The organism is Flagellimonas meishanensis, from assembly GCF_019880545.1.
GTDB classification, from domain to species: domain Bacteria; phylum Bacteroidota; class Bacteroidia; order Flavobacteriales; family Flavobacteriaceae; genus Flagellimonas; species Flagellimonas meishanensis.
Map to the genome: position 1 here is coordinate 165,180 of NZ_JAINVW010000003.1, position 24,403 is coordinate 189,582.

Annotated in this window: 23 protein-coding genes and 1 tRNA gene; 11 read left to right on the forward strand and 13 right to left on the reverse strand. The window is 41.8% G+C overall.

Annotated features, from left to right (window positions below; all coding sequences use genetic code 11):
- Positions 1 to 23: 23 nt before the first annotated feature.
- From upp to K7G75_RS08720, 4 genes are all read right to left on the reverse strand, one after another.
- Complete coding sequence (gene upp / locus K7G75_RS08705; protein ID WP_222983865.1) at positions 24 to 677, reverse strand: uracil phosphoribosyltransferase; 654 nt, start codon at positions 675 to 677, stop codon at positions 24 to 26.
- A gap of 197 nt (positions 678 to 874) precedes the next feature.
- Positions 875 to 1,579, reverse strand: coding sequence for a purine-nucleoside phosphorylase (deoD, locus tag K7G75_RS08710; RefSeq protein WP_222983866.1), 705 nt, complete (start codon positions 1,577 to 1,579; stop codon positions 875 to 877).
- A 4-nt stretch (positions 1,580 to 1,583) separates the two neighbouring features.
- Positions 1,584 to 2,225, reverse strand: a complete 642-nt coding sequence (gene deoC / locus K7G75_RS08715; RefSeq protein ID WP_222983867.1) for a deoxyribose-phosphate aldolase — start codon at positions 2,223 to 2,225, stop codon at positions 1,584 to 1,586.
- A gap of 1 nt (position 2,226) precedes the next feature.
- The gene (locus K7G75_RS08720) at positions 2,227 to 2,631 is read right to left on the reverse strand and encodes a hypothetical protein (protein WP_222983868.1); all 405 of its coding nucleotides are present in this window, start codon (positions 2,629 to 2,631) and stop codon (positions 2,227 to 2,229) included.
- Positions 2,632 to 2,826: 195 nt separating this feature from the next.
- On the opposite strand from K7G75_RS08720, the gene K7G75_RS08725 reads away from it, so the two are divergent.
- Positions 2,827 to 2,900 (forward strand) — tRNA-Arg (locus K7G75_RS08725).
- Positions 2,901 to 3,077: 177 nt separating this feature from the next.
- On the opposite strand, the gene K7G75_RS08730 is transcribed toward K7G75_RS08725, so the two are convergent.
- From K7G75_RS08730 to K7G75_RS08765, 8 genes are all read right to left on the reverse strand, one after another.
- Positions 3,078 to 4,376, reverse strand: coding sequence for a metal-dependent hydrolase family protein (locus K7G75_RS08730; protein ID WP_222983869.1), 1,299 nt, complete (start codon positions 4,374 to 4,376; stop codon positions 3,078 to 3,080).
- A 95-nt stretch (positions 4,377 to 4,471) separates the two neighbouring features.
- On the reverse strand, positions 4,472 to 5,107 hold the full coding sequence (locus K7G75_RS08735) for a hypothetical protein (protein WP_222983870.1): 636 nt from the start codon (positions 5,105 to 5,107) through the stop codon (positions 4,472 to 4,474).
- A 150-nt stretch (positions 5,108 to 5,257) separates the two neighbouring features.
- Positions 5,258 to 6,007, reverse strand: coding sequence for a nucleotidyltransferase domain-containing protein (locus tag K7G75_RS08740; protein WP_222983871.1), 750 nt, complete (start codon positions 6,005 to 6,007; stop codon positions 5,258 to 5,260).
- 635 nt (positions 6,008 to 6,642) lie between these two features.
- On the reverse strand, positions 6,643 to 6,999 hold the full coding sequence (locus tag K7G75_RS08745) for a hypothetical protein (RefSeq protein ID WP_222983872.1): 357 nt from the start codon (positions 6,997 to 6,999) through the stop codon (positions 6,643 to 6,645).
- A 160-nt stretch (positions 7,000 to 7,159) separates the two neighbouring features.
- The gene (locus K7G75_RS08750) at positions 7,160 to 8,116 is read right to left on the reverse strand and encodes a hypothetical protein (protein WP_222983873.1); all 957 of its coding nucleotides are present in this window, start codon (positions 8,114 to 8,116) and stop codon (positions 7,160 to 7,162) included.
- Between the two features lie 317 nt (positions 8,117 to 8,433).
- Positions 8,434 to 9,345: a DUF6503 family protein gene (locus tag K7G75_RS08755; protein ID WP_222983874.1), complete on the reverse strand. Its 912-nt coding sequence runs from the start codon at positions 9,343 to 9,345 to the stop codon at positions 8,434 to 8,436.
- A gap of 2 nt (positions 9,346 to 9,347) precedes the next feature.
- Positions 9,348 to 10,214: an alpha/beta hydrolase gene (locus K7G75_RS08760; RefSeq protein ID WP_222983875.1), complete on the reverse strand. Its 867-nt coding sequence runs from the start codon at positions 10,212 to 10,214 to the stop codon at positions 9,348 to 9,350.
- Positions 10,215 to 10,225: 11 nt separating this feature from the next.
- Complete coding sequence (locus K7G75_RS08765) at positions 10,226 to 10,627, reverse strand: hypothetical protein (RefSeq protein ID WP_222983876.1); 402 nt, start codon at positions 10,625 to 10,627, stop codon at positions 10,226 to 10,228.
- Between the two features lie 147 nt (positions 10,628 to 10,774).
- Here K7G75_RS08765 and K7G75_RS08770 point away from each other — a divergent pair, with 147 nt between their 5' ends.
- The 9 genes from K7G75_RS08770 (at position 10,775) to K7G75_RS08810 (ending at position 22,382) form a co-directional block, all read left to right on the forward strand.
- Complete coding sequence (locus tag K7G75_RS08770; RefSeq protein ID WP_222983877.1) at positions 10,775 to 11,914, forward strand: helix-turn-helix domain-containing protein; 1,140 nt, start codon at positions 10,775 to 10,777, stop codon at positions 11,912 to 11,914.
- Between the two features lie 163 nt (positions 11,915 to 12,077).
- Positions 12,078 to 13,049 (forward strand): alpha/beta fold hydrolase, encoded by a 972-nt coding sequence (locus K7G75_RS08775; RefSeq protein WP_222983878.1) that lies wholly within the window; start codon positions 12,078 to 12,080, stop codon positions 13,047 to 13,049.
- A gap of 264 nt (positions 13,050 to 13,313) precedes the next feature.
- Positions 13,314 to 13,700: an HYC_CC_PP family protein gene (locus tag K7G75_RS08780; protein WP_262420301.1), complete on the forward strand. Its 387-nt coding sequence runs from the start codon at positions 13,314 to 13,316 to the stop codon at positions 13,698 to 13,700.
- Between the two features lie 91 nt (positions 13,701 to 13,791).
- Positions 13,792 to 17,544 carry an efflux RND transporter permease subunit gene (locus tag K7G75_RS08785; RefSeq protein WP_222983879.1) on the forward strand — a complete coding sequence of 1,251 codons (3,753 nt, stop codon included), beginning with the start codon at positions 13,792 to 13,794 and terminating at the stop codon, positions 17,542 to 17,544.
- 17 nt (positions 17,545 to 17,561) lie between these two features.
- Complete coding sequence (locus tag K7G75_RS08790; RefSeq protein WP_262420302.1) at positions 17,562 to 18,773, forward strand: TolC family protein; 1,212 nt, start codon at positions 17,562 to 17,564, stop codon at positions 18,771 to 18,773.
- Positions 18,774 to 18,786: 13 nt separating this feature from the next.
- Positions 18,787 to 19,056, forward strand: coding sequence for a heavy metal-binding domain-containing protein (locus K7G75_RS08795; RefSeq protein WP_222983881.1), 270 nt, complete (start codon positions 18,787 to 18,789; stop codon positions 19,054 to 19,056).
- Between the two features lie 9 nt (positions 19,057 to 19,065).
- Positions 19,066 to 19,782, forward strand: a complete 717-nt coding sequence (locus tag K7G75_RS08800) for a PepSY domain-containing protein (protein WP_222983882.1) — start codon at positions 19,066 to 19,068, stop codon at positions 19,780 to 19,782.
- A complete protein-coding gene (locus K7G75_RS08805) occupies positions 19,779 to 21,530 on the forward strand; it encodes an efflux RND transporter periplasmic adaptor subunit (protein ID WP_222983883.1) in 1,752 nt (583 codons plus the stop codon). Before K7G75_RS08800 ends, K7G75_RS08805 begins: the two co-directional genes overlap by 4 nt.
- A gap of 657 nt (positions 21,531 to 22,187) precedes the next feature.
- A complete protein-coding gene (locus tag K7G75_RS08810) occupies positions 22,188 to 22,382 on the forward strand; it encodes a cold-shock protein (protein ID WP_222983884.1) in 195 nt (64 codons plus the stop codon).
- A gap of 85 nt (positions 22,383 to 22,467) precedes the next feature.
- Here K7G75_RS08810 and K7G75_RS08815 read toward each other — a convergent pair whose 3' ends face one another.
- Positions 22,468 to 23,289 (reverse strand): hypothetical protein, encoded by an 822-nt coding sequence (locus K7G75_RS08815; RefSeq protein WP_222983885.1) that lies wholly within the window; start codon positions 23,287 to 23,289, stop codon positions 22,468 to 22,470.
- Positions 23,290 to 23,377: 88 nt separating this feature from the next.
- Here K7G75_RS08815 and K7G75_RS08820 point away from each other — a divergent pair, with 88 nt between their 5' ends.
- A complete protein-coding gene (locus K7G75_RS08820; RefSeq protein ID WP_222983886.1) occupies positions 23,378 to 24,229 on the forward strand; it encodes a helix-turn-helix domain-containing protein in 852 nt (283 codons plus the stop codon).
- The last annotated feature ends 174 nt before the right edge of the window (positions 24,230 to 24,403 follow it).

Sequence of the window (24,403 nt, forward strand, 5' to 3'; positions counted from 1 at the left end):
TTGAGCAACGATTTTCGGTTATTCTAGAGTTTTTGCCCGTAAGATAAATCGCCAGCATCCCCGAGTCCTGGAATTATATAGCCCTTGGAGGTCAACTTGTCGTCCACAGCCGCGATCCAAAGCTGGGTTTCCTTTGGAAACACAGTTTCCACATGGGCAAGGCCATCTTTGGAACCAATTACGGAAATAATATGGATTTTTTTAGGAGTTCCATGGTTTTTTAAAGCTTCCAACACATTTTCAAGGGTTTTTCCAGTGGCCAACATGGGGTCGGTGAGCACCAAAGTTTTACCATCCAGGGAAGGAGCCGCAAAGTACTTCACTATCACCTCAAAGTCATCACCTTCGCCAGGGTGGTGGCGGTAGGCTGAGATAAAGGCATTCTCTGCCGAATCAAAATAATTTAATAGACCCTGATGCAACGGAAGGCCCGCTCTGAGTACGGAACACAGCACCAACTTGTTCTGTGGAAGGGAAGTTTTCTTTGCGCCAAAAGGCGTTGTGATCACTTCTTCCTTATAGTCCAAGGTTTTGCTCATTTCATAGGCAAGCACCTCTCCAATCCGCTCAATATTTCTTCTGAACCGCATGGAATCCTTTTGAATTTGGGGATTCCGAATTTCGGAGATAAAGGTATTTAAAAGTGAACTTTGCGTATCAAATCGGTGGATAATCATTGGGTTATCATCAATATATTGGCGGTTACTCTGCGTTGCAGCAGGAGTATTTCTTGCCTGGTTTCATTTGTGTAAAGTCGGGATAAAAGCCCATTTATCCAAAATCCGGCAATGTTGTTTTTGGATCAGTTCGCTTTTTTGCAATCATTCATTTGGTTACCAAAACAATGGTGTCAAAAATGAAAAAACAGGCAATTTCAATCCAATGCAGCGGCAAGCGCTATTTCCACCATATCCCTGAAGGAAGTTTGGCGTTCTTTGGCGGACAAACGTTCTCCTGTGACCAAAGAGTCGGAGATTGTAAGTATGGTAAGGGCCCTAACATTATATTTGGCGGCAATTGTATAGAGTCCGGCGGTTTCCATTTCAACACACAAAATGCCGTATTCTGCCCAAAGTTTGAAATCATTGGGGTTGTCCACATAAAATTCATCCGAGGAAAGCACATTGCCCGCCTTGATGTGAATATTATGTTCCCGGGCATAATTGACCGCTTTTTGGAATAAATCAAAATTGGCAGTGGGGGAGTAATCGGAATTGATGAACCGTGAGTTGTTTATCCCGGAAGTGGTGGAGGCGGACATGGCCAGGACGACATCGTTAAGTTTCACCTCTTTTTGGTAGGACCCCGCAGATCCCACACGGATGATGTTTTTTACGCCATATTCGTTGATCAGTTCGTGAAAGTAGATCATGGAGGAGGGCATGCCCATACCACTTCCCTGTACCGAGATGCGTTGGCCGTTGTAGGTGCCCGTATAGCCCAACATGCCCCGTACCTGGTTGTAGCAAAAGGGATTTTCCAAAAAGGTCTCCGCAATCCATTTGGCCCTTAGTGGATCACCAGGCATCAAAACGGTTTCAGCGATTTCCCCTTTTTTGGCCTCTATGTGGATACTCATACACCTATGGTTTTACTATTGATGGCCCGGAAGATGTCCCAATCCTGGAAGCGCCAAGTTCTATATATTTCAAAGCGGTAAGTCTGTCCCGGATTCCTCCAGAAGCTTTTATCCTTGCATTACTGCCGACAATTCTCTTCATCAAGACCACGTCATCAAAAGTAGCCCCTCCACTTCCAAAGCCGGTGGAAGTCTTTACAAAATCGGCACCTGCCTTTACAGCCAGTCTGCAGGCCAACTCTTTTTCCTCGTTGGTCAGGTAACAGGTTTCGAGGATTACTTTCAAGGGTTTCTCTCCTGCCACATTTTTAATCGCCCCGATTTCACGAAGTACCATGGAATCCTGCTTTGATTTGAGCCATCCAATGTTGATGACCATATCGATTTCGTCCGCTCCCTGTTCCATACAATCCCTTGCTTCGGCAATTTTGGCCTGAGTGGACATGGCCCCCAGTGGAAATCCAATCACGGCAGCAATCTTGATATCGGAATCTTTCAATTCCGATTTGGCCAGGGCCACATGGCACCCGTTTACACAAACTGCATAAAATTGATGGATTTTGGCCTCATCGCACAGTTGCTTTATTTCGGAAATGGTTGCCGTAGGTTTTAAAAGGGTATGGTCTATATACTTTGCTGGCGACATATCAATTGTTGAAGAGTTGTTTCAACTTGAAGATAAGCACTAATTCTGATTTGTTCTTGCCCGCGAAGGAACTGGCAATCGCCTCGGCCGTCCTTACAATGAGCGATTTTACCTGGGCATTGAATTTTTCGGGATGGGCTTTGTAAAAATCCTTGAAATCCTTGAAATAATCTTTACCATCCTTTTCCTCCTCCTCCAACCAATCAAACACAGTTTCAATCTGATAGGCTGAATCCGTTTGAAACTCATCCTCAAAATTGTCCACTTCCAACCAGTGTTGCCTCACATACTTCCTTAGCCGTTCCACTTCAGAGGGCCTCACTTGCTTGTCGGCCATAGCGACGGCATAGAACAGTTTCCCCAAATTCTGATAGAATTCATTTCCTATTTTTTCTGAGTTGCGCATGCCAATGGTTTTTATAGCCTAAATGTAGAACCAAAATAGGGTGTTTTTTATGATATAGGTCATCTAATTGTGGTAGCAAGAATTTCTATTGACTTTTCCCATAGCCTATATTTGTTGACCTACTCTCCCGATGATAGCTCCAAAAAAATATTTTTTACAATCACATACATTAGTATCTTTGCAGCCTCAAAGCAGGGTCGCGTAGCTCAGCTGGATAGAGCATCTGCCTTCTAAGCAGACGGTCGCAGGTTCGAATCCTGCCGCGATCACAAGTAAATAAAGTGCCTTGGAGAGTTTTACTTTTCAAGGCCTATTTTTTTGCAAACAAGTTGCAAACAGGTCTAAATGATGAAAAGTTTAATATTTCTTTTAAAAAATACCTCTAAATAACAGGAAACCGAGAGCTGAATGTATACTAACGGTCCTATGCACATTGCTGGCAGATGTTATTTTTCGTTTTTGTATATCTTTCCTTCTTTCATTACAAAGGGTATGTTTTCCAGTAATTTGATATCGGTCAATGGATTCCCCTTTATTGCAATCATATCTGCTAACTTGTCTTTTTCAATGCTTCCTAACTTATCTTCAACTCCGAGCAGTTCAGCAGCGGTAAGTGTTGCACTTTTTATAATGTCGATTTCTTTCATTCCTGCATTTTTCATGAGCAAAAATTGTTCAGCATTTCTGCCATGGGGATAAACCCCTGCATCTGTTGCAAACACTATTTTCACATTTTGCCGGTAGGCTTTTGAAAAGGTTTCCAATAAAGACGTGAACATTTTATTATTGCTCATATCAATATCCTTATCATCGTAGTCATTATTCTTTTCTATCAACTCATAATATGCCGACAATAAGTCCATTGACAAATATGCATTTTTTTGAAGCAATAGGTCAATTGCCTCATCATCAAGGAAAGTCGCATGTTCGATAGAAGTTACACCAGCTCGTAGCGCATTTTTGATTCCTTCTGCACCATGAGCGTGTGCTGCGACCTTAATTCCTCTTTTTTCCGCTTCATCCACTGCCGCTTTGATCTCTTGAATCGTATATGATGCAGCTCCTGGTTTTGTTCCGTAGGAACCAAATCCTCCTGTTGCAAAGATTTTTATCCAGTCAACTTTATATTTTAGATGTTTACGCGTTTCTTTTCGTACTTCATCTTCTCCGTCTGCGATACTTATAAGGTTTTCACTAAAATTAATTTGAGGGCTTAGCCAATTCCCAAATGCACCATGCCCGCCTGTAATTGTAAGTGCAGGCCCGCTGACATACATTCTTGGTCCAATTATCCAGTCTTTATTGATTGCATCCCTCAATGCCACATCGCCATAGAAATAACTATGCAGATCTCGCACAGTTGTAAATCCTGCTTCCAATGTTTTCTTTGCATTTACGGTTCCAATTATTCCGTAGCTCGCTGCGGGCAACGTGTAAACATCAAAATCATCTTGCTCCATATACCAATTCCCAATTAAATGAGTATGACAGTCTATTAAACCGGGAAGAATTGTATGGTCAGATAAGTCAATATAGTTTTTCGTCTTGGATAGTTCGGGATTTTTTTCAATTTCAAATATTTTGCCATCCTTTATTGTAATGAGAACATTTTTTTCTATTCGTTCTGTATTAAAATCTAAAACTCCTCCTGCAAGAATGTATTGATCAGATCCCTGCGCCAGTGTATTTGTAATGATCAAAACCCAAAAAAATGTAATTCCCCAAATTCTATTTACATTTTTCATAAGTGTTCAATTTAATGACTGCCAACGGTGAGTATATGAAGCGTAGCGACCAAATCGGAGCTATGATTTCATATAACTTGTTAGCATTTGTTTTTTTATCTTATGTTAAACCAATTTTCAGAGTTCATTCTTTCAGAGTTTTTAGGAAATACAACATCCTTAAACCCTTCTGGCCCTATCATATTTCTTATCTCAATTCTAAGCTTACTCGGTTTTAATTTCCAATAAGACTTTTCAAATTGAAATTCAAATCCATCGTAGGGAATGGTAGTATGAGAATAAATATTACCTTCAAAATTCTCACTTCTTAATTTTTCCATTTTCTTTCTGTCGAACTTTACTATGCTAGATGTCCAAAATTTATTCTGCCCCCAAAGGGTTTCGGGGGATGAATCTGTCCACAATGTATCCTTTAAAATTCTATCGCCCAACTGTGAAGAAGCATGAATGTTAACAATAGAATCACCAATATTAACAAACATATCTATATACAATGGTTTTACTAACCCACTTTTCACTGCCATATAAAAATAGTAATCATCTTCTTTTAGAAAAAGGACATTATTATCATCAATATCCAATGATTGCGCATCTGCCCATTCAGCTCTGTTAATCTGCCCATCGATCAATATAGGTCTAACAGAGTCGGTTTTTTTTAGATTTTTATCATTCTTTTCATCGCAAGAAGAGCAAAGTAATAAGGGAAGTATAAGCCAGGTTGGAAATTTCATAATTCTTAAAATGTCTTTAAATAAATGCCAACGGTCTGGTGTATGCGATGTGACCAACTTTTGCTGGGCATGACCGTAATATACATTGTTGGCATTTCGTTACTCTTTCTTTTTACTTCGTTCCAATTCAAATTCTTTTTTTCTTAGGCATTACCAATCTTCAAGGGATGGTTTGTTATCTCTCCAGGACCATTCCACATCTTCCATAAACCAATGAAAAGCTTCAATGTCAGTTACATTCCAATTCCTAAATCCTCGGACGTTTTCAAACAGCCGACTAGCATTTTCCACAGTAGGTTGGTTTAAAACCTGATTCATTTCTTTGATCAGGTTCTTGGGCTTGGCATTGCATCTTGACAAGTATTCGTAAAACCACTTGTGATATGGGAAAAATACGCGATTGTATGCGAGAATCAATCTCCCGGCAAACAGCACAAGCTGTGATGCGGCGCGGCTTTTCGTATAAATGTTGCCATGTCGCTCAGCTTCACCCATTAGCCAATTCTGAATAAAGGTCATCGAATAGAATTTTCGTATTTTTTGGTCCCGGTCAGCTTCAGGGTATTGCTGGATAGAATGGATGATGCTGGCCAGATCATCTACTTTTGAAAAAGCTATGATTGCTCGATCAAATGCCGCTCGGGTGGGTTCATTTCCTCTGTCAACGACTTGCCTGAGGTAGTGCATGTCGATGACTTTTCCATCCACAAAGCCACCGGGATAATCTGTCAAGTCCGTTCGGTTGATAAAAAAGTCCCCTACTTTTTGTCGGTTTTTAAATTCCTCATCTGTGGCAACCATCATAAAATCGATATCTGATTCCGGCCTGGCGCATCCTTTGGCAACAGACCCGCCGATGATCAACGCCTCAAATCGCTCATCGTCCTGATATTCTTTCACAAGGTTATTGATTGTACGCTGGTGATGAGGTGAGATACTAGTGTTATGGCTTTTCAAATTCATATCGCTCAATTTTCTCTAGCTTGCAATGAATGCCAACGACCCGCTAAACGTAGTTCCGGGATTTTTAAGGAAATATAGCGAAATCGTGTAACAATGTTGCAAGAATGACGCTTCCGGTTTGTCTTGTGACATTGTTTGTCAAGTAGGCCTTGGAGAGGCCGTCACTTGTCGATTTAGCGGTATTGGGAATAAAAATTTCGGGATCAAATTACCGTTTAGTGCCCTGTTATGGCACGTTGCCGCTTGAGCGGCTCCATAGGCCCGAAGCTGTATGGAGCTTGACCGATGGTAATTTGGTTTAGCGGGTCGTTAGGGCACATTTCTTTTGGGGCGGGAGTGCGCAAGCACGTAGCGACAAAAGTCAGCCGAGGGCTGAATGTGCCCTAACGGTCTCGTGTATGGCTCGTTGCGGAAAAATCCGTAGGATTCTTTCCGCCGTAGCCCTAAAGATAGCTGATTGCGGTGATTTCCGATTAGGAAATCCAACCGCAATGAGCTATACACAATGTTGGGTGGCGTTATTTAAATTTTATTTTAGCAATTCCACTGTGTGAATAATCACTAGAACAGAGTTAGTCATTGAATTCCATTACTTTAAAATAAAGTTTGTCTTTGAACGGAAATCCATGAGATTGATACCATTTCGCATAAAGAGTTGAAATTCCACCATCTTTATTTTTAGCTATTATTTCATAAAATCCAACTCCATAAAATAATGGATTGTTGAAAGGATTAATATCATTTTCGAAATTTATATCAAAACGGTCTGCTTTCTCCACTTCTTTATAATTTTCGATTGTCAGTCCATTTCGCTGTAATTCAGTCCTAATTCTGTCCAATGGAATTTTCGTTTTTTTGTACATGATAGGTCTGAGAAGAGTTATTAATCCAACAACTGCAAAAAATAATATAATTATTCCGAAAACCATTATTTACTCACAATTCAAATGTTTATGCTATAAGTTTTTAATGACACCCAACGGTCTCGGCTATGAGTAGTTGCGTGAATTTAGTAATAAATTCCGCAAGTACAAACTGACGGCTGAAATTCCGAAGGAATTTCCAAAGTAGCCGAGAGTAAGCAATTACTTATAGCCATTGTTGTAGCCAGTTTTTATTTCCGTTAATTAGTATATCATTTATGTTTTTTGTTTCCTTTTTGTTTAAAGTGGATAATTTTCCATTTATAATAAATTCAGTTCGTTGTTTTAAAATCCAAGCTTTCTTAATGAATTCATACTTACAAATTTGTCTAATAAGTCCATTTTTATAGTAGTCCAATTCAGCTTTGAAATCTTTTTGCTCTTCATCAAATATTCTAGTAAAGATGGTCATTAAATCTCCATTTTCTGAATAAGAATGTTTTTTTGTGTTTATGCCAAATCCATTTTCTTTTCTGTAAATTATTTTATTCTTTGAATAGACTTCTGTTATATAGGTTTTTGTTGTATCACCTTTTTTAGGAAAGTCAAACGAATATTCAATGATTTTTAAGGTGTCATTTTTTCTAATGTAATTTTTAGACCAATTTCCATATTCGCCTGTAGCTACAATTTCTTTATTATTATCGTACTTCGAATAGTATTTTCTACTTATTGAATCCCAGTCAGTTGTTACAGTCCATTCAATTGTTTTTTTCTTATTGTTGTAAGTGAATAAATAGTCAGAATGATTGCTGTTAATCTGTTTTAGCCTTGAATTAACATAAAAATAATTCCAGTAAAATTGAACTTGATTATTTTCAAAAGCCGTTCCGCTTGCGTAAGTCTTTTCGGAAATCAGTTTATTTTTCTGAAATTCAAAACTTCTGATGTTCCCAATTAATTTTAGGTTCACGTTGTGATGAAATCCAAATTCGATGTCCTTAATTAATCTGCCTTTTCTATCAAAAATTTTCGTTTCTTTTCTTTCAGGCTCTTTAAATTCCGAGTGGTCAAAAAACCATTCTTGCGTTATTTCAACCGTGTTTTTTTGTCCAAATAATTCTTGAGAAAAGGATTTATTGAAAGTCGATAATATTAAAAATATGTAAAGAAGTTTTCTCAAAAAGTTCAATTTTCAAATTGGCTACAACTTAGGAATATAGATCATATGATCTATATATCTTTTATGTGTGGAACTAAGATAGGAGATCTTTGAGGTTCTTGAATGAGGTTTTGGTCACTGGGATTTCACGAAATCAAATGTTGTCGCGGCACCGGCTTGCCATGCCACCCGCTCGTGTCTCCGATTGATCAACAGCGGTGATTTCGAAGAACGGTAACCTTAGCTAACGGCACTCGATCAGAAAAACGACAGGGGAAAATTCCAAAACCCTGTAGGCGTAATAACCACTGGAGAGATCATCAACAGAATGGATGGTCTTAATTTAGATCAAACGGTAAGTCCTTAGACTTTAATTGTTGAATATCACTTGGTGATATTCCTTTCGGATCCAAAACTATGGAATGGAACCTCATTTCATGGATCAATCCATCGCGCGTGGGCAAATATCCCAAACGGTGCGCAAAGGGGACCACAATGCGATCTACCTTTCTAAAATCGTCGAAAACAACAAATCCGGCAGCTCTGGGATCTACTACTCTTACGGTATACTGTACAATCTCCAAAAGCTTGGTCTTCTTGTTTATCCAGTAGATATACTGGTCAAAATTGTCATTGGCCTTCAAGGTCTTCCAAGTGCCGAAAACCAAATGATAGGTCTTGTTGTTCAGCACTGTATCCTTCACATGGACAGCTATTGGCACCTTTTTTATCCAATAGGGTAGCTGTATGAAATATTCTTTACCCACCAATGCCGGGATCATGTTCGGATCGTCCACTTTGCCGATATCTCCATTTATTATCTTGTAAGGAACATTATTGTGGATGCCCCAAACTTCATCTTTGGCAGTGCCCTTGAGCAATGTTACTTTTGAATTACCGAGCCGAAAAGACAGAAAATCGTGTTGTAATTCTTGTTTTAAATTGGGCCAGTTGTTGTATGGGCGAAGCTGCTCAGGCGCCACGGACCAGTCATCGACATACTTTGTGGAAACTATGCGCGAACTTCCCCTGATCCATCCATGGGCTTCGGAACATTGGTTTAGAACTTGCCTTCCTTTTTGTTCCCTATCGGAGATTCCCGTGGTTACCCCATTGCCCATATGCATGATTTCCACAGGCCTAATGTCCACTGGTTCCGGAGGAGATTGCCCTTGGGCATTCATCAAAGCGCCTACGAACATCAGAAATATGACACAAATAGCTTCACTTTTCAATACAGTATTCTCCATTTTTATTGTTTGTGATTGTTGAACAAAGTTTTTAGCCCCCTGGGCAATGCACGGTTAAAATTGGTCACATGTGTTTCCTCGTAGAGCATCTCGCTCGTGAAGATGATTCCTTCGGGCTTGTTTTGACTGAAATAAGATGTCAATTCGACCCATTTCAGTAGCATTACTTGGAACGATTCTTCGGACCCAATGGCCGTGTAAATGGATATGGGCTTTTCGTTTTCCTTCAGTTTGATGCTTTCCATTTTTGGCAACGGTCCATCATACCACCAAAGCGAGGGACTGGATATCAGGTATTTATCAAAATTTTTAGTGTGTTTCAAGGCTACGTAGGTTGCAAACAGACCACTTAGCGATAGCCCCACCAGGGTTTCGGAATCTGTGTTGACGCGATAGTTTGTATTTAAATGATTTTTGACTTCGGCCACAAGAAAATCCAGAAACTGGTCGGCCCCTCCCGAGTCGTGCACATGGTTTACCCCGGAAATCTCAAAAATCTTCTGGGCAGGCCATTTTGTTGGCGTGAAATCCCTAAACCTGTTATTGTGGATGTTTTCGAAATCTTCCGAATAGGATATTCCCACTAATATCAATGGGGGAATCTCCTTCCCAAAGGACATAAGAACACGTGTGTTGTATGCAATTCCAAAGGTAAGATCCCCGTCCAAGATATATACCACGGGGAAGGTATCTTCCGAAGCGTTGTATTCTGGGGGCAAGCTGATGTATATTTCGTACTCTTGACCATATTTTGACTTCATTTTGACCACATCTGTCAATGGAAGGGTTACCTCGCTGTTGGACTGGCCCTGTGCAGTGTATTGCAGCAGTAGAAAAAGAGTCAATATATATTTGGCAAAATATTTCATGGGATTTTATGTTATGAAATCCCCTTTAATGATTTTCGATATTTAACCATCCCTATGGTTTGGAAAGTGGCAAACAACGCAACAAGTAGATTGGTAACTATTATCAGTACCGTACCACTAGCACTTAGTTCTGAATGCACCAATGACAGATTATAGAACCCAAGCAACACATACAGAATATCCAAAACAATGATTATCCATACGAGAACAACAGGCACTTTTTTTCGATAGGCCGCAATCAGTACCAAAGCCCCAAAAATGAACAACTGGATTGAAAAAACCGTGGGTTGGCCATTGGCCATTTCGTTGATGGCCAAAACCGAACTCCCCAGCAACAGGGTAAGCATTGCGGTAGCCAAAGAAAATAAACCGTTTGCTTTGAGAGCGGTTCTTAGTATTGTCAGTCCTTCCATATCAATTTTAGTTTGATTCGGAACAAGGTTAAGCCAAATAGTGGTGTTTATCGTACCCATAGATTGAGAGTGACCCATTTTATGGACCAGGGCGAGGTTATGGCCTCGAGTGCTTTAAATTTGTATCCTTAAAAAGTATCTTTGGGTATGGAACATATTACACTTGATATTTGGTCAGCGCTACTGGTTTTTGGGCTATTGCAGGGTTTGTTCCTAAGTATTGTCCTAATCACAGGTTTTACGAACAAAAAACCAAAATACTTTTTGATTTCCCTCATTGTGATCGTCTCCCTGAATTTGTTTAACTACCTCATTATCATTTCAGAGCTTTATGCGAAGGTTCCCCATTTGTCGTATCTGAGCCTCCCATTACTGTTTCTGATAGGACCTTTCTTTCTTTATTATATAAGGTCAATCATAGATCCGCGATTAAGATTGAAACTCTCCGACCTTTTGCACGCTTTACTATTTTTACTGGCTGTTGTGTTTATGCTACCTTTCTTTATGCTGCCTGGAGACATTAAGATTGAGCTACTGCGAGCCCAAATCCATCCAGAGGGTCAGACTTTTGATTTGGGCACTCAAATACTCACCCTGGCCCAAATTGTCCAAAGCTTTATCTATGTGGCAGTTTCGCTAAGAATACTTTCCCGGAAGATCGCTGGGAATGTGGACAGGGCCCAGGAAAACAAGCTAAGATGGATGAAAAAGTTTGCCATTGGATTTCTGGCCTTTTGGTTGGTTGATTTTTTGGCTGCACTGTGGTATCTCCAAAAGGGGTTTATAGATATTAGGGTATACTACCTTACCATGTTTTGTTGCGCCCTTGCAATAAATTTTTTGGTGATTCTTGCTATTACGAACAACAGAACATTCAAGGAAGTGTTCTTGGGAATGACAAGGATGAGGTACAAAAGTTCAAATCTTCTGCAATCCGATCTAAAAAGGCATCTTTCGGAAATAATAGCCCATATGGAAGATGAAAAACCTTATCTAGATCACGAACTGTCCCTGTCCAAACTTTCCAAAGACCTGGACAAACCCAAATATTTGATATCACAGGTATTGAATGTAGAACTGGGCAAAAGTTTTTATGAATTTTTGAGTGAATATCGGTATGAAGAAGTAAAATCCCGTTTGACCAATCCACAATATCGCAATCTTACCATATTGGCCATAGCTTATGACTCCGGTTTTAGCAATAAAAACACGTTCAACAAGGTGTTTAAAAAACTTTCTGGAACTACGCCCACGGAGTTCTTAAAATCGACTTCAAAAAGTGCATGATCGAACTATGTAAGTTTGGCCATTCCCAATTTGATGTGGTTTTCTTGTCACGCTCAACGCATCATGACGATTCCGAGCAATTCATACCATACATTTATCCAGGATAGGGGAGGGCGCATTAAGGCACTTTCACAGGAAAACTTAAGGATATATCACAAATAACATGATCAGCTTATATATAAACAAGGGAATGAAAAAAATGGGATTCGTCTATATGACGGGCTTTTTAATGTGTCTGTCAATAAGCCATGGGCAAAAGAACAACCTTCAACCTCCCGGAGAACTTGTGGACCTGGGCGGGTACAATCTACATTTTAATGTACAAGGCGATTCAAAAACTACAATGGTCATTGAAGGAGGTACCGGGTCCTGGAGCCTGCAATGGTTGGATTTTCAAAAGGAAGTATCCAAACAATTTAAAGTAGTTACCTATGATCGCGCAGGTTACGGTTGGAGTGATGGCTCACCATATTCAAGAACTGCGAGCAACATTGTGGAAGAGCTCAACAGTGGATTGGAAAAGCTGGGGATAAATTCATCCATAATTCTCATCGGGCATTCGTATGGAGGTATGATTTTAAGGGCATTTGCCAAAAAGTTCCCAGAGAAGGTAAAAGCACTCATTCTGGTTGATTCCGCTTCCGAATATCAATTTGACCATTTGCCCCCAATGATTTCCGCCATTTTGGAAGCGGGAAAAGAACAATTCAAAAAAACTGGAGCAATGGCCCGAATGGGACACCTTAAAGCGGATCATATCCCAATAGATTCCACCATAAATTCAGAATATTGGCAGGCCTATAGGCATAATTCAGCGAAACCTTCCTATTACGACGCGATGTACAACGAAATGGACCTATTACCAGTGACCTACGAACAATGTGAAATAGAAAAACCAATTGATATTCCACTGTTGGTCATCTCTGCCGGAGACAGTTTTGAAGCATTTTCCAAAATACCAAACCTGCCCAAAGAAGAGAGCAACAAAGTTTGGGCAACCCTTCAAAAAAAACTGCTGAACATATCAACAAAAAGCCAACACCATATTATTGCAAAAGGAAGCCACGATTTACTGTTGACAGTACCTGACGAGCTAAGAGCTATTATAATAAGCTATGCTTTGAGCCTGGAGTGACCTTTCTGGACTCCTATTTTTTAGGTTAATTGGGATGGATTTTTCGGCTTTCCTTCTACTCATTTCAATATGGGTTCTTGCAACTTCCCTCACCTTTTTATTCAGAGAATTGTATAAGATAAAAAAGGGAATCATAATTTAACCCAGAAGGTCCCGTTGGATCGAATCTCCAAGGAATAGTATTTTGTTCTGTCTTCAAAGGTTTTCACTAAACTTCTGTTAAACAAAGCAATAATTGGCAACATTTTGTAGTTTTGTAGTCGAATGCAACGATTTTTTCATCAAATAGTATCATCCCTGATGGCCCTTTTGGTGCTGGTTTCCACCGTATCATGGACAGTGGACAAGCACATTTGCATGGGCAGGGTGATGGATATTTCCCTTTTTGTACATGCCGACGATTGCGGGATGTCCCAAGACATGGAAAGCACCTGTTGTGACGATGAAACATTCACGGTCAAGGGACAGGACAACCTTAAAATATCCTTTGATGACTTTAGTTTGGATCACCAATATTTTGTTGTAAGTCTGATCCAGACATACCTATACCTTTTTGAAAGTGACAGAAAGGAACCCAGTTCATTTAATGATTATTCTCCACCCCCTCTGATACGGGACGTCCAAGTGCTCGATCAGACCTTCCTTATTTGATTTAACATTATCCGGTATACCCGACCATCTAGGTTGGGCCGACCCTATTGTGCAAAATTTTGCCCACAACTAATGTTTAAATCAAATTCAAATGCTCAATAAAGCAATAAAATTCTTAATAGAGAACAAACTTGTAGCAGTCCTTATGCTGACCCTCTTCGTGGGTTGGGGCATTGTACACGCACCCTTTAAATGGGATACAGGGATATTGCCAAGCGATCCCATCGCAGTGGATGCGATTCCCGATATCGGTGAAAACCAACAAATCGTTTTTACCAAATGGGATGGACGTTCCCCACAGGATATTGAGGACCAGATCACCTATCCACTTACCACTTCCTTACTGGGTATTCCTGGAGTTAAAACCATACGCAGCTCATCCATGTTCGGATTTTCCAGTATCTATATCATTTTTGAGGAAGATGTGGAATTCTATTGGTCAAGAAGCCGGATCCTCGAAAAACTCAATTCCCTGCCTTCCGGACTTTTGCCAGATGGCGTAAATCCATCATTGGGTCCTGATGCGACAGGATTGGGGCAAATTTTTTGGTATACCCTTGAAGGTCGTGATGATGATGGAAATGTAACAGGAGGTTGGGACTTGAACGAACTGCGCAGCATTCAGGATTATTATGTGAAATATGCGCTCTCTTCGGCCAATGGAGTTTCCGAAGTGGCTTCCATAGGCGGTTATGTGCAGGAATATCAAGTTGATGTGGATCCCGAACTGATGCGTCAATATGGTATCCATTTAGGGGATGTGGTAAAAGCCGTCAAACAATCCAATCAAGATATTGGGGCACAGACTTTGGAAATCAATCAAGCGGAATATCTGGTAAGGGGATTGGGATATGTAAAATCCATTGGGGATATTGAAAACGCAGTGGTCGCCTCCGAAAACTTCACCTCCATTAGAATAAAAGACGTGGCCAAGGTCAGCTTGGGTCCGGCAACCCGTCGTGGTTTGTTGGACAAAGAAGGCGCCGAAGTGGTCGGTGGTGTGGTGGTGGCCCGTTATGGCGCCAACCCGTTGGAAGTCATCAACAACGTAAAGGACCAGATTGCAGAACTTTCATCAGGTTTGCCTACCAAGCAATTAAAGGATGGTCGCACCTCTCAATTGACCATTGTTCCCTTCTATGACCGGACCGAACTGATACAAGAGACCTTGGGAACCCTCAATGAGGCCCTCACCCTGGAAATCCTCATCACGGTTCTGGTAATAATCGTTATGGTGTTCAACCTGCGCGCATCAATTTTGATTTCGGGATTGTTGCCGGTAGCGGTCTTAATGGTGTTTATTTCAATGAAGTTGTTTGGAGTGGATGCCAATATTGTTGCACTATCCGGTATTGCCATCGCCATAGGCACTATGGTCGATGTAGGAGTCATTCTTTCTGAGAATATTATAAGGCATTTGGACGAGAACAGCGAACGAGGGGAGAAGGAACAGCTTGCGATAAACGCTGTAGTGTACAATGCCACGGCTGAAGTTTCAGGGGCAATATTAACGGCGGTACTGACCACCATAATTAGTTTTATACCCGTATTTACCATGATTGGTGCCGAAGGAAAGCTGTTCCGGCCATTGGCATTCACAAAAACAATGGCGCTTACCGCATCCATTATCGTGGCGCTTTTCTTGATACCGCCTTTCGCCGCATACTTCTTTAGAAAGCAAAGCATAAAATCTTTATATAGGTATGTCATTAACGCTGCCCTGATTGTCTTGGGCATCTTGGCCATAATTTTTGGCTTTTGGCTGGGACTGCTATTGATTGCTTTTGGTGTTTTGGCCATTCTTTCCATGCGAGGTACACTATCGAAAAAGCAATACAACCTTGGCACTATCGCGGCCTCTGCCATTGCCATAGTCTTCCTATTGGCTGTGTATTGGCGACCGTTGGGTTTTGACCGAAGTGTGTTCATGAACCTCATTTTTGTGGGAATCATAAGCTTTGGCATCCTGGCCACCTTTTGGGTTTTCCGAATGTACTACACCCGTATACTAAGGTGGGCGTTGAGAAACAAGCTTGCTTTTCTGTCAATACCTACTGTAATTGTTGTTAGTGGCATACTGATTATGCGCAATACCGGCAAGGAATTTATGCCCTCCCTCAATGAAGGCTCCTTCCTATTGATGCCCACCTCACTGCCACATTCTGGGGTGGAAGAGAACAAGAGGGTACTGCAACAATTGGATATGGCCGTGGCCAGCATTCCCGAGATAGAGACCGTGGTTGGAAAGGCGGGAAGAACAGAGTCTGCCCTTGACCCCGCGCCCTTATCCATGTATGAAAACCTAATACAGTATCGCTCGGAATATGAATTGAACGCGGAAGGAAAGCCGCAGCGTTTCCGCATCAATAAAGATGGCCTTTTTGAGTTGAAAAATGGTAAAGTGGCCGCCAATCCCAATCTTGATTGGAGTAACGGCAGCGATTATGCGGGGAACAGCGTTCTTGATCCATTCCGAATAGACAGAAACCACTTGATTGTGGATGAAGATGGCGAATATTTCAGAAACTGGCGTCCCGAGATAACATCACCGGACGATATTTGGAATGAGATCATAAAAGTCACCAAACTGCCAGGAGTAACTTCGGCACCAAAATTACAGCCCATCGAAACCCGACTGGTGATGCTTCAAACTGGAATGCGTGCACCCATGGGAATCAAGGTAAAAGGACAGGATTTAAGGCAAATTGAGGCCTTTGGCCTGCAACTGGAAGCGATTCTTAAAACCGCTGAAGGCGTAAAGGAACAGGCTGTTTTTGCGGACCGCATTGTGGGAAAACCGTATTTGCTCATTGATATTGACCGGGAAAGATTGGCGCGTTATGGCATCACCATAGAAGATGTACAGCGTGTTATTTCCATTGCGGTGGGCGGGATGCCGTTGACACAGACAGTCGAGGGACGGGAACGGTATGCTGTAAGGGTTCGTTATCCCCGGGAACTCAGAAACAATCCAGAGGATATAAAAGGAATCTACGTTCCAGTGGCAAAGGGTAGCCCCGTACCCCTCGGGGAGCTGGTCACTATTAGATATGAACAAGGACCGCAGGTCATCAAAAGTGAGGACACTTTTTTGGTTGGCTATGTCCTGTTCGACAGTTTGGACGGTTTTGCCGAAGTTGACGTGGTCGAAAATGCCCAGGCTACCATTCAGGCAAAGATTGATGGCGGTGAGCTTGTGGTTCCCAAAGGAATAAGCTATGCCTTTACCGGAACATACGAAAATCAGCTTCGTGCGGAAAAAACCCTATCCGTTGTGGTGCCCTTGTCACTCATCATCATCTTTTTGATCCTTTACTTTCAATTTAGGAGTGTTTCAACTTCGTTGATGGTGTTCACAGGGATAGCCGTCGCCTTTGCTGGAGGGTTTATCATGATCTGGCTTTACGGACAGGATTGGTTCTTCAATGTCAATCTTTTCGGTGAAAATCTGAGGGGTCTGTTCCAAATGCGGATAGTCAATCTCAGTGTTGCCGTATGGGTAGGTTTTATAGCGCTGTTCGGCATTGCTACGGATGATGGGGTGGTAATGGCCACTTACCTAACGCAGACTTTTGACCGGAACAGCCCCGGCGACCTCCAAGGCATTCGGGATTCGGTGGTGGAGGCCGGCGAAAAACGTATTCGTCCCTGTTTGATGACCACCGCCACAACAATTTTGGCACTTCTTCCCATTCTCACGTCCACTGGAAGGGGCAGTGATATTATGATACCTATGGCCATACCAAGTTTTGGTGGAATGCTCATCGCATTGATCACACTCTTTGTGGTTCCCGTGTTGTTTGGATGGAAAAAGGAAGTTCAACTTAAAAGAGCCGCGAAATGAAAAACATGAAAATCATTATGAAAGTAGTCTTGGTTCTTGGCTCTTTGTTCTTCGTTCTCAAAAGTAATGCCCAACAATTGAGCAACTTTATTGAAGAGGCACAGGCGAACAATCCAAGTATCCAGGCATATGAAATACGCTACAATATTGCCCAAGAAAAAGTAAACGAGGCCAATTGGTTGCCAAATACCGAATTTGGGGCAGGGTATTTTGTAAGTGAACCGGAAACAAGGACAGGGGCGCAAAAAGCTCGGTTTTCTGCCAAACAGATGCTGCCCTGGTTCGGCACGGTTTCAATAAGGGAAAAGTATGCCAGGGCCATGGCGGAAACCGACTATGTGGACTACACCATTGCCAAAAGAAAATTGACATTGAATGTTGCCCAAGCGTACTACACCTTATATGGTCTGAAGGCCAGACAAGAAGTATTGGACCAGAATATCCAGTTACTCCGGACCTATGAACAATTGGCACTTACCTCCGTTGAGGTGGGCAGGGCAAGTGCTGTTGATGTATTGCGCCTACAGATACGGCAGAATGAACTGCAACAGCAAAAGGAGGTCCTGCAAGAGCAATTTTTGGCCGAACAGGCGGCCTTTAATGCTTTATTGAATAGAAGTGGGGGAATAGCGGTTGATGTTGTTTCAGAAATGGTCTTACCGGATACCGACCCTGTGGTGATGGATAGCCTGGAGTTGAATCCTGAACTGTTGCGCTTTGACAAAATGTATGAGTCCGTTGCCCAGGCAGAATTGCTGAACCAAAAGGAAAGTGCGCCAATGTTTGGGGTTGGACTTGATTATCTGCCCGTTCAGGAACGACCTGACATGACCTTTAGCGACAATGGCAAGGACATTGTGATGCCCATGGTGTCACTTTCCATTCCCATTTTCAACAGTAGCTTCAACTCCAGAACAAAACAAAATGAGCTTCGCAAACAGGAAATCGAATTCCAAAAACAGGAACGTTTGAACGCACTGGAGACCACCTTTGCCAAAGCGGTAGCGCAACGGAATGAAGCGAGAATTGCCTTCCGCACACAGGAGAAAAACTTGGAACAGGCTATGGATGCCGAGCAAATCCTGATAAAGAACTATGAAACTGGAACCATCGACTTTAATGATGTGCTCGATATTCAGGAACTACAGTTAAAATTTCAAATAAATCAAATACAATCGGTGCAGATGTACTACGTACAATCGGCCATAATCAATTATTTAATCAATTAATAAATCGTAAAAAATGAACACAAAAATCAAAACTTTCGTATCAATTGTTTTTGTAACATCACTTATGCTAACAGTATCTTGCAAAGGGAAAACAGAACAAAACAACAGCGCCCCAGCAGAGCAAACAGAAATCGCTGAAAAGCAGGGCAAGGAATACACTTCCGATTACGTTTGCCCAATGCACTGTGAAGGTAGCGGTAGCGACACGGAAGGAAACTGTCCAAAATGTGGGATGGCGTATGTGGCCAACGAAGACCACAAAAAAGATGGGCATAAACATTAAAAAAGCATTATGGTCAACAGACAGGCTTCAAAATGGATTCGAAAATCGCATAGATACCTGGGTATTTTTCTGGGCATTCAGTTTTTAATGTGGACAATCAGTGGGATATATTTCAGTTGGACGGACATTGATGAGATTCATGGAGACCATTTTAAAAATATGGACCATGAGCCACCTTCCTTTTCTGGATTGATGGCACCTTCCCAATTGAATGCCCCAAAAGGTATCAAATCGATGGAGATTCGAGACATTGGCAATGTTCCCTATTACTGGATCAATAACGACTGCTTGTACAATGCCCTGGATGGAAGACCAAAAACTTCGATAGACCAAGATGAAGCCCTGTATGTTGCCAAGAACCACATGACCGATGCACTGGAGGTGGAGGAAATAACACTGGTGGAAAAAGTGGACAAGCACCATGAATATCGTGAAAAACTCCTGCCAGCCTACGTGATTTCTTATAGTGGAGAGGAGAATTTAAAGGCCTATGTTTCCGTGGTGGATGGAAAATTTCAGACCGTTCGCCATAGGGATTGGCGCATTTTTGATTTTTTGTGGATGACCCATACGATGGATTATGAAGGCAGGGACAATTTCAATACCACGGTGCTCAGAGCTTTTTCCCTTCTGGGATTGATCACCGTTCTGAGTGGATTTTTGTTATGGTACATCAGTTCACCGTCCCTAATAAGATTTAAAAAACGATTAAAAGGAAAGAGATGAATAAGACCAATATTTATATAGGTATTGCCGCTGTTGTTGGACTTTTGGTGGGATACATGATCTTTGGTAGTGGCAGCTCCAAAAAAGATGCGATGGCTATCCATGACCACGCTACCGAAAAGGCCGACCAACTTTGGACTTGCTCCATGCATCCGCAAATTATGCAACCCGAACCCGGCGATTGCCCCATTTGTGGCATGGATTTGATTCCAGCCGAAGCGGGCTCCGATGGTTTGACTCCCGAACAATTCCGAATGACGGAGAATGCGCTGGCCTTGGCCAATATCCAAACTACCGTTGTGGGAGGCGCTATGGGGAGTACAGAAAATAGCATAAATCTTTCAGGAAAAATTGCGGTAAACGAGGAGGCGATTGCCATACAGGCCAGTTATTTTGATGGTAGGATAGAACAGTTGAAGGTGAACTATGAAGGACAGCAGGTCAGAAAGGGACAACTGTTGGCGACCATTTACTCACCGGAATTGGTGGCCGCACAGCAAGAACTATTGATGGCGGCTTCCTTGAAAGCATCGCAACCTCAATTGTACCAAGCCGTTCGAAACAAATTAAAGCTGTGGAAGCTGTCTGATGACCAAATCAACAACATGGAAAGCTCCGGAAAGATAAAGGAAAACTTCCCTGTGTATGCCACGGTCTCCGGTACGGTATCCGAGGTGATGAGCGCTGAGGGCGATTACGTAAAAAAAGGCCAGGCCATAGCCAAGGTCAGTAACTTAAACACGGTTTGGGCAGCGTTTGATGCGTACGAGAGCCAATTGTCCCAATTCAAGAAAGGGCAAAAAATAACCATTACCACCAATGCCTATCCAACTAAGACATTCAATGCCAGTATAACCTTCATTGATCCTGTTCTGAACAACGCCACCCGGACCGTCACAGTTCGAGCGGAGCTCAACAATAAAGATGGACTTTTTAAACCAGGGATGTTCGTTGTAGGCAATATTGAAACCGACGAAATTCCCAATGGTGAATCAAGATTGGTGGTGCCCTCCTCGGCGGTTATGTGGACCGGGGAGCGTTCCCTCGTCTATGTAAGGGTAAGGGCCGATGAACCCATCTTCGAAATGCGTGAGGTAATGTTGGGTTCAAGAAATGGAGAGGAACTGGAAATTATTTCCGGCCTTTCCAAAGGAGAGGAAATTGTGACCAACGGTACTTTTTCGGTGGATGCGGCTGCCCAACTCAAGGGTAAAAAGAGTATGATGAACAAAACTGGGGGTAGGACCATGACCGGACACGAAGGTCATTTGGGGATGCAGACCGGGGGTTCATCAGAAATGATGGAAATGAAGTTTCTGCCGGCATTCCAGGAAGGATTTGAAGAGGCGCTATCGGTCTACTTAAGGCTAAAGGATGCCTTGGTTGCCAGTGATATGCAGCAAACCATGAAAAACGCTAGCGAAATGTTGTCAGTCTTGGGAAAACTTCCTGTAGCTGGCCTAGGCGCAATGGAGAAAACCCATTTGTCCAAAAGTGTCGAGATGCTAGAGGCCATTGCCGCAACCAATGATTTAGCGAATCAAAGGGCACACTTTGTAGTCCTCAATGAAAATATGGTTGCCATCGCCGGAGGGCTGAAATCGTTGAAAAACACTCTCTATGTGCAGCAATGCCCCATGGCAAACAGCAACAAGGGAGCGGTCTGGCTAAGTGCCGAAAAGGAAATCCGCAACCCCTATTATGGCGATGCCATGTTGACCTGTGGTAGTGTAATCCAGGAGTTGTGAAAGCGGACTAAAAGTTGAAATGTTTCAAAAAGATTTCATCCTTGTTTATGGCTTGCTGAGCACCATTTGGAATATGCGAAATGTTTCTGAATAGGCTGGAATGCACTGTAGGTGCTCCAATATCAAAAACTTTTACCTATGCCGATAGCCTCCATAATTTGGTGTAACAACACCTAGTTACTAAAAGTCAGCAATAGACTTTGTATGAAATTGAGATTGCAACCTACTTATTTTCAGAATTTTGCATTTTATTCTGAAACTATGGAAAATTAAAGGTATCTTTGCACTATCAAAATTGGGAAAGCCCAGATTAATTAAGTCTTCTAAGATTCAGAATTCATTCAAGCTCTCTTCATTTTTTTAGTAATAGTGCAATAATAATTTTAAGCTAAAGGCAGGTACAACGACATCTTTTTAGCCGTTGTTCCGAAGAAGTGCAAGTTTTCTTTCTGAATATTCCTTGTTATCTCCGATCCTAGAACTTATTTGTAGTATTTGAACTATGCGCCAACAGGTTTGGGATAAAAAAACTATTCGTATCACAATCCTGGAGTTTTGAAAAGTGACAAATCCAAATACCCAATTATGGGGAAAGGGATGTAAACCGCCCTTCAAAACAAAAATCAAAGTAGAATAGTAAACAATAAACAGTAAGTAATGAAAGAAGGAACAGTAAAATTTTTTAATAACGCAAAAGGATTTGGATTCATCAAACCTTCAGATTCCGATGAGGATATTTTTGTGCACCAAAGTGGACTGATAGACGAAATTCGTGAGAATGACAACGTAAAGTTTACGGTCGAAAGAGGTCAAAAAGGTATGAATGCGGTCAATGTTGAATTGATTGACTAATTCACTTATTATAAAATGATCAAAAGCCATCTTTTTAAGATGGCTTTTTTTATGCCATTTTTTTTGTGCGTCAAACCCCTGAATTTTACCGTTTAAACCAATACGCTTGGCCAAAGAAGTTGGGGTCAAAATCGGTGTCGTTAAGCACCGGGTTGGTGTCAATATCCTTGTAGCGCTCCGTTTGTATGAGTTTGCCATCCACTTTGAACTCAATCCAAGTCTCTATCAAGTGCCCATCTATGTCCTGGTAATCGTCATAATTTACCTCATACAGGTCACCTTGTTTCCCTAGGCTAAATCGCCTCAGCACATACAGTTTTTCGGCATCCATCCATATTTGGGGCTTGTTCACCTCACCCGTTTTGGCCCCGATGATATAAATGGGCCTATCCTTATGGGTTGATTTACTTAAGACCGAGGTGTCTAACCCTAGTTTCTGGAGCCTGTTCAAGGTTTCCTCAATGGAATAATAGAACAAACCGCCCTCAAGGATAAGAAACTCCTGAATTTCGGGACCACTGTGCACAAGTTTGTTACCGCGATAGACATAGATGCTGTCGTTTCGGTTGATGTTGGCATTGCCATTCTGGGTATCACCAAAATCAATTCTGAAATCCTTGGGATACCGGATGGCCTCGTACCAGGTGGTCGTATCTGTGGGAGTGCCCCCATCATTGAACCTGATGGTCTCCTGAACAAAGGTGAACGCTTTCAAATGACCAGCGGAATGGTTTTCCTTTATGTGTGCGATAAGGGCTTTGGTATCCCCAAAATCGGAATTTTGCACTGTATTTTCCACTGAATCCTTAGGCTTTATAAGAAAATATACCGCTGCCAGGAAGAGTAGGATGGAAGCACCAGTGATTACAAAGAGTGATTTTGGTTTCATCTTGGATTTATCAATCATAAGGAAGTATTAAAAAAACCAAAAGTATGCACCGGTCCCTGTAACAAATTGTACTTTTTAGACACTAGTAAGGTTAGATAGGAACCGTATGCACCTAAAAGAGTATTATCCGGACGCTTTTTTCTCCAGATATATTGATAGCTACTTCACTGTGGATACTTCATTGGTGTACGAGGACATCACGGATCTTGTGGTCCCTGATGGCACCTTTGGACTTCTTTTTATTGATTCCCAGGATTCCATCAAAAGAAATGTGCCCACCCAGACTCCACCCATCACCTTGAAAAGGTCCAGTCTCTTTGGCCAAAAAACCAGACCGGTCAACTATTACTATTCTCCCGGTAAGACCCAATCTTTTGGGATCAAGATAAATCCTGAAGGGCTTCCCCTGTTCTTGAACGATAGCTCCAGGGATTTCAAAAACCTTTATGTTGAATTGGATTATATAATGGATAGGGGATTGAGGGAACTCGAGGAGCGTGTTTTGGACAAACCTCTTGTTAAGGAGAAAATAGCGGTTGTTGAAGATTTTTTGCTGAAACGCATTTCCAAGCTGAATGCAAACCCGGACTATCTTCTCTTTGTTGCGCTGGTGGAACACATCAAAGAGAAAAGGGGCGAATTGCGTTTCGATGCGCTTACCACCCGTTTTAACATGAACTACAAAAAGATAGAGCGGCTGTTCCAACATTATCTCGGTGTGAACCCAAAGACCTATATCCGAATAATTCGGTTCAATGCGACCATCCACCTCAAAAACCAACTGAAAGACCTCAGTCTTACCCAAATAGGCAATGAAGTGGGCTTTTTTGACCAATCCCATTTTATACGGGAGTTTAAATTGTTCTCCAATCTTACGCCAAAGGAGTTTTTTACCAAGGACCTATCATCCTCGGAGCAAATATTGATGGAGATGATTTCCAAACGCTGGATTGAATGATTGTCTAATTTTTACAATTATGCGTGTGGCACCTATCGTATTATTGGAGTTTTACAAACGATATCAATCAAAAATCAAAACAAAGTTTCTTTCATCACTCATGGAAGTCTTCCCAAAAGCTCAAAACATTTTCGGGGTTCTTCCAAGCCGTGGACCATCAATGGATAAATACCG